Annotated in this window: 8 protein-coding genes; 5 read left to right on the top strand and 3 right to left on the bottom strand. The window is 63.4% G+C overall.

The features are described 5' to 3' along the window. Nucleotides 1-19: 19 nt before the first annotated feature. Entirely contained in the window at nucleotides 20-2,536 is a 2,517-nt protein-coding gene (locus LOY26_RS10265) for a UvrD-helicase domain-containing protein (protein ID WP_186666078.1), read from the bottom strand. A gap of 175 nt (nucleotides 2,537-2,711) precedes the next feature. Here LOY26_RS10265 and LOY26_RS10260 point away from each other — a divergent pair, with 175 nt between their 5' ends. From LOY26_RS10260 to LOY26_RS10240, 5 genes are all read left to right on the top strand, one after another. Further along, complete coding sequence (locus LOY26_RS10260; protein WP_033697268.1) at nucleotides 2,712-3,410, top strand: pirin family protein; 699 nt, start codon at nucleotides 2,712-2,714, stop codon at nucleotides 3,408-3,410. A gap of 138 nt (nucleotides 3,411-3,548) precedes the next feature. After that, on the top strand, nucleotides 3,549-6,350 hold the full coding sequence (locus LOY26_RS10255; RefSeq protein WP_258714684.1) for an amino acid adenylation domain-containing protein: 2,802 nt from the start codon (nucleotides 3,549-3,551) through the stop codon (nucleotides 6,348-6,350). Between the two features lie 96 nt (nucleotides 6,351-6,446). Next, on the top strand, nucleotides 6,447-6,977 hold the full coding sequence (locus tag LOY26_RS10250; RefSeq protein WP_186659984.1) for a sigma-70 family RNA polymerase sigma factor: 531 nt from the start codon (nucleotides 6,447-6,449) through the stop codon (nucleotides 6,975-6,977). 2 nt (nucleotides 6,978-6,979) lie between these two features. Beyond that, nucleotides 6,980-7,927 (top strand): FecR domain-containing protein, encoded by a 948-nt coding sequence (locus tag LOY26_RS10245; RefSeq protein WP_186659982.1) that lies wholly within the window; start codon nucleotides 6,980-6,982, stop codon nucleotides 7,925-7,927. A 96-nt stretch (nucleotides 7,928-8,023) separates the two neighbouring features. Continuing rightward, entirely contained in the window at nucleotides 8,024-10,474 is a 2,451-nt protein-coding gene (locus tag LOY26_RS10240) for a TonB-dependent receptor (protein WP_258714683.1), read from the top strand. Nucleotides 10,475-10,559: 85 nt separating this feature from the next. On the opposite strand, the gene LOY26_RS10235 is transcribed toward LOY26_RS10240, so the two are convergent. Further along, the gene (locus LOY26_RS10235; RefSeq protein WP_258714682.1) at nucleotides 10,560-12,410 is read right to left on the bottom strand and encodes a DUF3857 domain-containing transglutaminase family protein; all 1,851 of its coding nucleotides are present in this window, start codon (nucleotides 12,408-12,410) and stop codon (nucleotides 10,560-10,562) included. A 106-nt stretch (nucleotides 12,411-12,516) separates the two neighbouring features. After that, complete coding sequence (locus LOY26_RS10230; RefSeq protein ID WP_258714681.1) at nucleotides 12,517-12,996, bottom strand: cysteine hydrolase family protein; 480 nt, start codon at nucleotides 12,994-12,996, stop codon at nucleotides 12,517-12,519. Nucleotides 12,997-13,080: the final 84 nt, after the last annotated feature.

Below are 13,080 nucleotides of genomic sequence, written 5' to 3'. Positions count from 1 at the left end.
ACCCGTGCACCCATGCACGTCACTGGCCGCGCAGGTCCTCGAAGAAGGCCTGCCGGCCATCCACCTGGCCCGACGCCCGGGGCGCCGCCGGCGCTTCGCTGTTGGCCGCTTCCACATGCCAATAGCAGTGCCTGACAGCACGCGTGACCGCCACGTAGGCCAGCCGCTGGACCTCTTCCTTCTGCGCCGTATCGAATGCCTGGGCATCACCGGGCTTACCAAGGCCGGCCAAGCGATACACCTGGTTCTTGTAGGGCGAACTGGTCAGGTATTGGCAGTCGCCGAGCATGAACACCGCATCGGCCTGCAAGCCTTTGGCGCTGTGATAAGTCAGCTGCCGCAGCCGACGCTGCTCGGCGGGCAATCCAGCCTCGGCGTGCAGCACCGCTTGCAGGTGTTCGTTCATCAGGGCTTTGTCGCTGCCCTTGCGGTACAGCATCATCACCGACTCGCCACGTTGATAATGCTCGATCAGGGTCTCGCCCAGCGCCGCCTCATCACGGTCGAACACCTTGACCGGCGAGCCCGGCAACTCGGCTGCTGGCCCACTGGCCCGGGCCTTCTTGCCGGTGATCGCCGGGGTGCCCTTGACCAGGAACTCGGCAGCGTCGATCACCTGCTGCTGGCAGCGGTAGTTCTCGACCATCATCACCCGGGTGTTGGCCGGCGACACGAATGCCTTGGTGAACTCCATGAAGTACTTCGGCGAACTGCCGCGCCAGCCATAGATCGATTGCCAGTCGTCCCCCACACACAACAGCGAGGAATGCTGGGCGTTACGACCGGTGTGCATCGACGGCCCGCGCCGGCGGATCTCGGCAAGGCTGGCACGCAGCCAGCTGACGATCTGCGGCGAAACGTCCTGGAACTCGTCGATCATCAGGTGCGCCAGCGGCCTGAGCAAGGGGTCGGGCAGCAGTTGCAGGTTTTCCGGGTTGTTCTCGCCAAACAGGGCGAACATGCGGTTGTAGCTCATCACCGGTGGCGACTGGCTCAGCAGATGTGCCTCCAGGGCTTTCCAGTACAAGGCCAACGCTTCGAAGAACAGGCCGTCGCTGTCGCCTGCCGGGAAGCTCATCGCCGCCACGGCGCTGCTCACGTCAAGGCCCAGGTTTTCGATGAAGTTGGCGGCGCCGACAAAGGCGTCGAGCAGCGGTGCCGGGGCCAGTTCACCCTTGACCTTGTATTCGAACCCGGGGCCGGCCACCGCATCACCGGCCAGGGACGCAGCCAAACGCCGGGCGGCTGCATAGTTGTCCAGCCAGATCAGGGGCTTGTCGCAGAACGCCTGCAACAGGGTGCGCTTGACCGCCCACTCGGCACGCACCGCCAGCTTGGCGCCGGGGCGCTGGTACTGCGCGCTCTCTGCGGGGTCGAAGCCCAGCACCACCCAGGCACCCTGCCCCTGCAGGCGGCCATGCACATGGAAGCGGCTGCCGCGGATTTCGAGCGTGTCGCGACACGGCTCGATGCCCTTGATCGGCCAGGCACCTGCAGCGAACCACAGGTCCTCGATCACATCGCACAGCTCTTCGTCGCGCTGGGCGGCCAACTGCGTCACCTGCGCACGCTTTTGCACATCGGGGTGGTTGGGGTCCAGCGGCTTGAGCTGCAACGCCTCGCTGCGCAACAGGCCAACAAGCTCGGCGAAACGCGGGTTCTCGCCCAGCAAGGTGCTGTAGCAGAGGTTGAGCTGCTGGCGTTGCGCATCGTTCAGGCGCAGGTCGAACGGGTTGCTCTCGGCCTCGGCCTCACGGCCGGCCGGCATCTCGTTGCCCAGCGTCTCGAACGCACGCACCTGGCCAAAGCCTGGCAGGCTGCGTACCAGCGGCAAGATGCGCGAATGGAAGGTGCGCACCAGCTCACGGGCAAGCGCGGGCTGCAGGTCGATCTGCCACAAGGCGAACACCTGCAACAGGCGCTTGATGAAGTCTCTGCGCGACTCGCGGGTGAAGGTGACCACGGTCATCGCATCCAGCTCGTAGCCCAGGTAATGGCGCAGCAGCAGAATCCGCAGTACCAGCGAGGTCGACTTGCCCGCCCCGGCCCCGGCCACCACACAGGTGGAGGGGGTGTCGCTGAAAATCAGCTTCCACTGCGCCGCACTGGGTTGCGCTTCGGCCGGCAGGCGCTGCGCCACATCTGCCTTGAAGCGCTTTTTCAGTTCGGCGGTCAACGGCAGGCGCCAGTCGTCGAAAAGGTTGTTGTCCTGGCCGGGCACGGCGGCGGTATCGGGGCGGGTATCGCGAATGACCAGCACCTGTCGCCCCGCCTCGTAGCCTTCTACCCGCCCGCGCTCGAAGCCTTCACGCACACCGTCTTCATGGCCACTGCGCTGCCCCGTGGCATGGCCGAGGAACCAGGAGTCGCGATGCTGGGCTTGCAGGCGGCTCAGGCCTCGGCCCAGCAGGCGGGCGGCCAGGCGGCGAAACCAGGGTAACTGGGCAGGTGGGGTCAGGTCGGCAGGCGCCTGGGGATGCTCGTGGGCCACGGTCACTCCGATGGAAAACAAATCAGCGTGCCATGTTCGCCGCATCTACTAAAAATCACCAGCGAATGCTTGCAGATCAGTGGATTAGGCGATGAAACGGATAAAACACCGCACCCAGAACAATCAATTTAATTGATTATATTTAGCCGATATTTACGCTTATTTTCGATCTTTCTTTGACGCATCATGGCCCCATTCCACCCATTCAAGGAGCACGACCATGCTGCAACTGCGACCCTTCGAAAGCCTCGGCCACGCCAACCACGGCTGGCTCGATGCCCATCACCATTTCTCGTTTGCCGAGTACTACGACCCCGCCCGTATGCACTGGGGCAACCTGCGAGTCTGGAACGACGACCTGATTGCGGCTGGCAGCGGTTTCCCGTCGCACCCGCACCGGGACATGGAAATCATCACCTATGTCCGTGAAGGCGCGATCACCCACCAGGACAGCCTGGGTAACAAAGGCCGTACCGAAGCGGGTGATGTGCAGGTAATGAGTGCAGGCTCCGGCATCGTCCATAGCGAGTACAACCTGGAGGACGTCGATACGCGCATCTTCCAGATCTGGGTGGTGCCTGAGCGGGTGGGCGATGCGCCGACCTGGGGCAGCCGGCCCTTCCCTAAAGGAGAACGTGGCGAAGGCTTCGTGACCCTGGCCAGTGGACGTGCAGGTGACGAAGACAGTTTGCAGATTCGTACCGATGCACGGTTGGTGGCTGCGACGTTGCAGGCGGGGGAAAGCGCCGAGTACCGCTTTGATGCCGGGCGCCGTGGTTATCTGGTGCCGGCCAAGGGGGTGGTGGAGGTCAACGGCGTGCGCGTCAAGGCACGTGATGGGCTGGCCATCGAGCAAGAAGCAGTGTTGCGGGTTACGGCCATCGAAGACAGCGAGATCGTGCTGGTGGATGTTGCCTGAGGATCTGGGGCTGCGAAGCGGCCCCAAAATTCCGCCTCAACACAATCACCGCAGGGGCATTGGCGCCAAACGCCAGCCTGCACTAGCGTTGTGCTATCCAGCCAACCCCCTGCCGTTGATGCGGAGCAAACACCCAACATGCCGGATATGCGCCCGAACCCGACGCAGAACCTGGAATATCGCGCCGAGCGCCCGATCTTTCACGCCTTTGTGGAGCAAGCAAAGCACTCGCCCGATGCCACCGCCATCATCGCCCACGACGCCACCTGCAGCTACGGCCAGCTAGACCGCATCAGCCAGGGCATTGCCACGTACCTGCTGGAAAACGGCGCCAATGGCACCGATCGGCTGGTAATCGTCGCCAGCCGTGGTGCCGCGCTGGTGTATGCCATGCTCGGCGCCTTGCGCGCCGGGCTGACCTTCACCGTAGCCGACGCCGCTTACCCTGCTGCGCGCATTGCGCAGATCATCCACACCCTCCAACCAGCCTTTGTCTTGCGCTGTGGCGATGCCCAGGTCGAGCCAAGCCTTGCCCGCACCGTCAACGTGCCGCCCTGCCCCGACCAAGCACTGCAACACATCGCCAGCAAGCAGTCGCCCCTGCCTGAGGTTAGCCCCGCGCAGCCGGCCTATATCACCTTCACCTCAGGCAGCACTGGCGAACCGAAGGGCATCATCACCCACCACGCGCCCCTGGTGCATTTCATCGACTGGCATGTGCAGCAGCAGGGTTTTACCCGCGGCGACTGTTTTTCCCTGCTCTCGGGCCTGGGCCACGACCCGGTCTACCGGGACGTGTTCACGCCGTTGTCGATCGGCGCAACGGTCGTCTGCCCGGCCCAGGCAACCCTGACCGACCCGTCGCGCCTGGCCGCCTGGATACACCACCACGGCCTGTCGGTCATCCACCTGACCCCGCCCCTGGGCAAGCTCATCGAAACCGGCGCGCGCATGAACGGGCAGGTGTTCGAGCGCCTGCGCTACCTGTTCTGGGGCGGCGATGCACTCAGCCCTACGCTGTACCAGCAGGTGTGCGCGATTGCGCCCAACGCCAGTAGTGTGAATTTCTACGGCACCACCGAAACGCCGCAGGCCATGGCGTACCACCCACTCGACCCGGGCGCCGACAACAGCCGCATCCCTTTGGGCAAAGGCATAGACGGCGCGCAGCTGTTGATCATCGATGAAGCCAACCGCTTGGTCGAAGCCGGCGAAGTCGGGGAAATCCTGATCCGCAGCCCCTACCTGTCGCTAGGCTATTGGGGTGATCCGGCACTGACCGCAGAAAAGTTCGTGGCCAACCCCTTCACCGGCGCCCAGGCCGACCGCTGCTACCGCACTGGCGACCTCGGCACTTACCTGGCCGATGGCAGCGCCAGCTTCCTGGGGCGCGGCGACAGCCAGGTGAAAATTCGTGGCCACCGCATCGAACTGGCGGAAATCGAAAATGCCCTGTGCCAGCATCCGTGCATCAAACAGTGCGTGGTACTGGCCAACCACGACAACGCGACGGTCAGGCTGGTTGCCTATTGCGTTGCCGAGCACCCCGTAGCCACCGCTGAACTGCGCCAAGCCATGGCGGGCATGCTGCCCGACTACATGGTGCCGGCGATGTTCCTGTTGGTGCCCGGCATCCCCCTCACACCCAACGGCAAGGTCGACAAACGCGCCTTGCCAGCGGCGTTCGACAGCAGCGACACCCTCGACAACGCGGCCACGCGGCCACTGTCACCGCTCGCCCTGAAACTGACCGACGCTTGGGCACAGATCCTGCAGGCCTCGCGCATCGATGCCCGGCTCAGTTTCGTGGAGCTCGGCGGCGATTCATTGTCGTTCGTGCGCGCGTCGATGGTGCTGGAAGAACTGATCGGCCACCTGCCGGATCGCTGGGAAATGATCCCGGTCCAGGACCTGGCCGAACTGGCCGAGCAGCGCAGCAAGGCCTCGAAGTGGTCGATGCGGGTCATGGAGGTGCCGGTTTTCCTGCGGATGATCGCCATCATCCTGATTGTGGTTGGCCACCTGGAGGTGTTTTCCGAATGGCGGATCGCAGGCGAGACGTCGGTGCTGTTCCTGATCTCTGGCATCAGCCTGGCCAGGTTCCAGTTCAAGGCCATCGACGAGCGCGGTGACGCCCGTATGCTGGTCAAGTCGGTGGCAGCCATCGCGGTGCCGACCATTGCCTATACGGTGTTGGTTCAGGCGCTGTTCGACCAGGTACATTGGCAATCGCTGCTGTTGATCTCCAACTGGTTCCCCCCCGACAAGGTCGGTATCTTCGCCTACTGGTACATCGAAGTGCTGGTGCAGATGATCCTGGTCATTGGCCTTGTGTTGTCGTTCAAACGCGTGCGCAAGGCGATCCTTGCCAACCCGTTCCGCTGGCTGACCATGGCCGCCTGCGCGCTGGTGGTGGCGGATCTGCTGCTCAGCCATTTCGTCTTCGACGCCACGGCCCTGCTCAACCGCGTGCCCCAGCATTACCTGGCGGTGATGGTGCTGGGCATGGCGATTCACTACGCCGACTCGATGCTGCGCAAAGGCGTCGCCAGTGCAGTGGCGGTACTGCTGATTGCCGAACTGGACCTGGTGGCCATTGCCGGCATCGGCTGGCAGGCGTTTGCCAGCTACATCGATATTGCCCTGCCGGCGATGCTCGCCTTGATCTGGTTCCGCGCTGTGCCCGTGCCGGGCGTGGTTGCCAGGGCGGGGGCGATGATCGCGTCGTCGACCTTGTTCATCTACCTGACGCACTTCCAGTTCCAGTCGCTGGCGCGCCACATCTACGATCAGCCGTTGTTCGCGGTGGCCCTGGCGCTTGTCGGTGGCGTGGTGCTGAGCTACTGCTGGAACACCCTGCTGCGCGGCGTACTGACACGCTGGCACGTGAGCAGGAAGGCGCGCGCAGCGCAGGCCTTGGAACGCGCGACCTCCTCATGAACAAGGCACTGCCCGCCCGCTGGTGATTGCCAAGCCTGAAACACTTTGCATAAAATGCGAACCATTAACATTTGCAACTCTTTTCAGGCGGCATGGATGAGCACCCCGGACGTAGCCCTCAATTCCCAGGTCAGCCAGCTCTACCGTGCGCAGAGCAAATGGCTGCACGGCTGGCTGACACCTCGGGTCAACTGTACCCACCTGGCCGCGGACCTGGTCCAGGACGTGTTCGTTCGCGTGATGACGGCCGCCGATGCGGCGGCCAAGCTCGAAGCGGTCCGCGAACCCAAGGGCTACCTGGCCACGATCGCCCGTCGCCTGATGATCGACCACCTGCGCCGGGTGCACCTGGAGCGGGCCTGGCTGCAGGTACTGGCCGAGCAACCCGAAGCCTTGGATATCTCGGCCGAACAACGCTTTTCGCTGCTGCAAACGTTATTTGAACTGGATGCGATGCTGGCAGCGCTTGGCGCCAATGTGCGGGAGGCATTCTTGCTGTCGCAGGTCGATGGCATGCCGTACAAACGCATCGCCGCCCAGTTGGGCGTCTCTGAAGTGACGGTGCGCCGCTACATTGCCAAAGCGGCGGAACACTGCATGATCTACAGCCTGACCCACGGCCAGTGAGCATGGCTTTGAGTGCCGAGCAGCGCACAGCCCTGCGTCAGGCCGCGCATTGGTACAGCCAGCTCAACAGCGGTGAAGTGCAGCCCAGCGACCATAGCGCCTGGCAGTCATGGCTGAACGCTGCGCCCGCCAATGCCTGGGCCTGGCAGCAGGCCGAACGTTTGCAGACCCGCATGAGCGCAACCCCTGCCCCGGCCACCAGCCGTGTACTGTCGCTGGCGGCGCATGGCCGCCACGCCACCCGCCGCCGCGTGGTCAAGGCCGGGCTGGTGCTGCTGGGTGGCAGTGCACTGGGCTTGGGTAGCTATCGCGAAATGCAGTATTCACCGTTGCTGGCTGATGTACGCAGTGGCGTGGGTGAACAGCGCTCACTGACCCTGAAAAACGGCAGCACGCTGCTGCTCAACAGTGCCTCGGCAGTTGATATCGATGACACCCGCGAACAGCCGTATGTGCGGCTGCGCCAGGGCGAGATCATGGTCGAGGTGCCAGAGCAGCAACGCTGCAGCGTGGTGACCCGGCACGGCAGCATCGCGGCTGGCCACAGCCGCTTTTGCGTGCGGCTGTTCGATGACGCCAGCAAGCTCGATGTGTTTGGCCAGCAGGCACGTGTGACGCTCGCCTCGGGCCAGGCCATGGAGGTGCACGGCGGCCAGAGCTGCCAGTTCGATGGCAAGGGCTTTTCGGCTGTGCAGACGCTGGCCAACGCCGCAGACGCCTGGAGCAGAGGCTTGCTGATCGTCAATGACCAACGCCTGGACACCTTCGTCACCGAGGTTTCACGGTACCGGCCAGGTTGGCTGCACTGCGCGCCGTCGGTGGCTGGGCTGCGCATCAGCGGCACCTACCGGCTCGATGATACCGAACAGATCTTGCGGGCACTGGCTACCTCCTTGCCGGTGCAGGTGCAGCGCCGCACGCGTTTCTGGGTGACGATTACCGCCGCATGAAATAAACGCAAAATGCCTGATCACTTTCGCGCGGCTCATCCGACTCATAGGTAACCCCAGCTGTGGCTGCCTCTTTACCTTTCCGAGACCTCGACGATGACCTGCCGCTTCACTCTCAGGCCCTTCAGCGCGCCAGACCTGCGCACCTGCCTGCTGTTGACTGTTCTGCTCGGTGGGCCGGGCGCAGCCTGCGCCGCGCAAGCGCATGACTACCACCTGCCGCAAGGGGACCTGGGCGAAACATTGACCCAGTTCGCTGCAGAGTCCGGCATTGTGCTGTCGTTCGACACCCAGTGGACACGCGGTAAACGCTCGCCGGCCTTGAATGGCCAGTACCCGGTCGACCAGGCCCTGCAGATTCTGCTCAGCGGCACAGGCTTGCAGGCCGTCAAGGAAAGCGACGGCCGCTACTCGCTGCTGCTCACCACCCAGCAGGGTGACGTGGTTGAACTGGCCCCAAGCCGCATCGACGGCCAAGGCCTGGGCAACATCACCGAAGGCACTGGCAGCTACACCACCGGTGGCTCCACCACCGCAACCAAGCTGCCGCTGACCCTGCGCGAGACGCCCCAGTCTGTCAGCGTGATAACCCGCCAGGCCATCGACGACCACGGCTCGCAAGACATCGGCGAAGTGCTGCGCAACACCCCCGGAGTTTCGGTGCAGGCGTATGACAGCGAGCGCATGGAGTATTCCGCGCGCGGCTTTGCCATCACCAACTACCAGTACGATGGCGTCAACACCATCTATGACGGCGTCTACGACGAAGGCGCGACCCATGTCGACATGGCCGCCTACGACCGCGTGGAAGTCATCAAGGGCGCAACCGGGCTGATGACCGGCTCCGGCGACCCCTCCGCCACGGTCAACCTGATCCGCAAGAAGCCTACCCACGACTTCAAGGCCTCGATCACCGCCAGCGCTGGCTCCTGGGACAACTACCGCACCGAAGGTGACATTTCCGGCCCGCTCAATGCCAGCGGCAACGTGCGCGGCCGCTTCGTCGGCGCCTACCAGGACCGCAAGTCGTACCTGGATCACTACAAACAGAAGAAGGACGTCTACTACGGCATTCTCGAAGCCGACCTGACGCCCGACACGCTGCTCACCTTCGGCATCGACAACCAGACCACCACCCCGCGCGGCTCGTCCTGGACCGGTAACCCGACGTACTTCTCCGACGGCAGCCGCACCGACTTCTCGCGCTCGCACAACCCGGGGGCCGACTGGAGCCGCCGCGACTTCCAGTCCACCACCTACTTCGGCTCGCTGGAGCAGGCGCTGGCCAACGACTGGAAGGTCAAGCTCAGCCTCAACCACATGATCAGCGACCATGACACCCGCCTGGCATCAGCCAGTGGGGGCAACCCCGACGCCACGACCGGCGAAGGCATGTTCTTCTATTGGGGGCGTTGGGAAGGGCATCGTGTGCAGAACACCGCAGACCTGAGTGTGTCGGGGCCCTTCACCCTGTTCGGCCGTCAGAATGAGCTGGTCGCAGGCTTCATGACCTCGCATTCGCGCCTGACCGGCGACACCTACGACGGCAGCGCCTTCGCCCAGGTACCGGGCTCGATCTTCGACTGGAACGGCAAGGTTGCGGAACAGGACTTCCCGAAGAACGGCGATTACACCACCGCCCAGAGCCAGAACGGCGCTTACGTGGCCACCCGCCTGAAGCCGACCGACAACCTCTCGGTGATCCTCGGCACCCGGGTCAGCACCTTCAAGTACAACGACGACCAGGACTACTACCCGACCTCGCCCCTGGATGACACCCACGCCAGCTACAAGCAGCACGGCGTCGTCACCCCTTACGCCGGCGTGGTCTATGACCTGGACGACACGTACTCGGTGTACGCCAGCTACACCTCGATCTACCAGCCGCAAGTCTACAAGGACGTCAGCGGCGCCACCCTCGACCCGGTGGAAGGCGATGGTTATGAGGCAGGCCTCAAAGCCGCCTATTTCGATGGCAGGCTGAACGCCACGCTGGCGTTCTTCCGTATCGAGCAAGACAACGTCGCCTCCTCGGTGGGCACCAACCCGGTCACCAACGAGGGCATCTACACCGCCATCGACGGTGCCACCACCCAGGGCGTCGAACTGGAACTGGCAGGCGAACTGGCCCCGGGCTGGAACATCACCGCCGGTTACACCTACGCCCGTACGCGCGACGCTGACGACAACCGCCTGTTCGGCTTCCCGCTGGCGACCACCAAGCCTGAGCATGTGGCGCGGCTGTTCAACACCTACCGGTTGCCCGGCGCATTGGACCGCATCACCGTCGGCGGTGGGCTGCGCTGGCAGAGTGGGTTCTACGGCAGCATCTACAGCCCGGCCGCCAACGACTACACACGCATCAAGCAAGGCGGTTACACCCTGGTGGACCTGATGACCCGCTACCAGTACAGCGAGCACCTGAGCTTCACGGTCAATGCCAACAACGTGTTCGACAAGGTGTACCTGACCGGGCTTGGCAACTTCGGTACCACCTACTATGGCGAGCCACGCAACCTGATGGTCACCACCCGCTGGGACTTCTGAGCAAGCCCCCACCTGCAGCGCCCCTCATGAATCAATGGCTACGTATTGATCCAGGAGGCGGCGCTGCAGGGGCGGCCAGATTGGGCTAGCTGGCCTGTACGATGATCTGGCTCTGCAGGTCCCTGACCATCGCCTCGATGGCCGGCTTCATGGCGGCAAAATCTTCAGGTGAGCAGACCACATCCGGGCGGCTGAACTTGAAATGCCGCTCGATCACTACGGCATTGCCCTCCTGGGCATACTGCGCGCTGTACTCAACGTTGGCGTCCTGCAGACGCACTTGTTTGGGGATCGCCAGCACACTGACCTCAGGCGGGAATTCGAAGCGCGACTTTTCCACGGTGTCATTGGAAATGCACACGAAGCGCTGGCTGCGTTCCTTCTCCATGGCAAAGCTGTAGACGTTCTGCGAGATCCCCCCCGCCAGGCTGCTCAAGGCCACCATGCCCACAGGCCCTGGCAGGTTGACGAGGTTTTCCGTGCGCCCATCGACGGTGCTGACAAAGTCGCCATTGGCGTTGCTCGGGCGCACCTCGAAGGTACCGCTGCCACGCTGCCCATAGGCACCGAGCACCTTCTCGACGAGCAGGTCGCGGTCCGCCGGTTTCATCGATTTCACACCATAGCGGCTGACCTCGCTGGCCCAACCCTGCACGGTCGCGACGTTGGTGAAGTCTGCGCCACCATCGCCCTTGACCTTGAACTGCAAGTCACTGGAAACCTTGTTGAGCTGGATGGCCGGGGTTCGCCCGAACTCACCCGTCGCGGTCAGCAGCACCCGCTTGTTCAACACGGCCAACGGCAGGTAGCCCGCGGCGATCGACGGGTCGGTGGAGTCCAGGTACAGGTCCAGGCTCGGCACATAGGTGATCACATGGTTCAACACCCCCAGCGCGGGCACCTTGGGGAACACGTAGGCGTTGCCCAGGTTGATCAGGGCTGGCGTGCTTTTGATCCCCGCCGCCGTCAGCAGCGCCTCAAGCAGGGCAACATGGTCCTTGCAGTCACCGTAACGGTTATCCAGCACGGTTTGCGCCGCGTGCGGCACTACCCCACCGGCGCCGACATACACGGCGACATAACGGATGTTTTCACGCACCCAGTCACTGAGCGTCAGTGCCTTTTCCCGCGTGGTGGGCAAATGGGCCGTGAGGCGTTGCGCCAACTCGCGGATCGGTGCCGTGACCTCGACCTTGGCGCGTGCCTGGTAGGCCTGGGCGAACGCTTTGAAATCGGTGAATGTCGACACCGCCAGGTAGTGCCCGTAGTCCAGGTAGGACACCGCACTCGCCTCGATCCGCGCACGGTCCGCCGGCACGTAATCCCAGCGATAGACCTTGCGCCCTGGCGCAGCCGCCGGCAGCGACGCCTTGAAGTTGCGCGCATCAGCCTGCAGGGGCATGCCCTCAGGCATGTCATAGATGAGCGTGAACTGCCCGACCGGGTGGAATTCCGGCACGGTGATGTCTTCGAACTGGCCAGGGAACAGCGGCGTGAAGCGGTTGCGCTGATAACGCAGCACCAGACGGTCCCCCACCGCAACCTCAGGGAAGATGATCACCTTGTTGACGCTGTCCTGAAACATCGGCGCCTGCGCGGATGCCTGCTCCTGCTGCTCCTTGATGTGCGCGGCATCCACCATCACCTTGCGCCCATCGGGCTTTTGCGTGTACGCCTCGATCACATCCAGGGTTTCCAGCGACCGGTTGTAACTCACCGGGCGCTGGGCACTGGCCTTGATCGCGCGCTCCTCGTTGATCAACAGCACACTGTCGACGTCCAGACGATTACTGCCATCCATCTGCACCACGAAGGTCTGCTCGACCTTTTCCAGGGTCGCGGAGTGGTCGGTGCCGTCGGTGAAGGCGTGCGCCAGGGCGCACCAATTCATGGCAACCGGCAGCAGCACAGCCACAAGGTAAGACTTTTTCAGCATGGAGATCCTTCTCGATCCAGGTGTATCAAAGTTGCCATCAATCGACAATGATACTCATTGACGAATGACGATGGCAAAATGATTGCACCGCTAGCGCCTTTTGCCCTCACCCGTGCAGCGAGGCCAGCACTTCAGCAGTGGTCGTCACTTGGCCAAAGTGATGCTTCCACAGGTCGATGCCCAACTGGCCGGACCTGTCCAGCGATGACCCTACCGTCATGTCGGTCACCAGCGTAGGCGCCAGCCCTGCATCGAACAGGGCGAAGCCAGCGGCAAGCACGCAGGTTTCGGTCTGCATGCCACACACCAGTACCCGCTCCACGCCCAGCTGCTTGATGTACTCGAGGGTTTCGATGGTCTGCCCGTAGCCATGCTTGACGAACACCTGGTCCGCCTCGATCAGGCTCTCGTCCTCGGCCGCCGGGTGCCAGCCAAGCTGGCGCTGAAACGGCGTGACCTGCTCATCGTGCAGTTCGACCGAGGCGACGGTCGGGATGTTCGCCGACAACCGCCGCAAACCGTCTACCAACCATTCGGGCGGGCTGAAGGTGGATTGAACATCGACGATAAGCAAAACCTGGCGCATAGGGCTCTCCGGCCACGGGCAAAAGGCGCCAAGTATAACGTGGCGCCCGTGCTGGGGTTTGTTGATAGCACGGGCGCTCTACCC

This window comes from Pseudomonas sp. B21-047, from assembly GCF_024748775.1.
GTDB classification, from domain to species: Bacteria; Pseudomonadota; Gammaproteobacteria; order Pseudomonadales; family Pseudomonadaceae; genus Aquipseudomonas; species Aquipseudomonas capeferrum.
The sequence above is the reverse complement of the archived record's forward strand: the minus strand, read 5'-3'. Positions and strand labels throughout refer to the sequence as shown.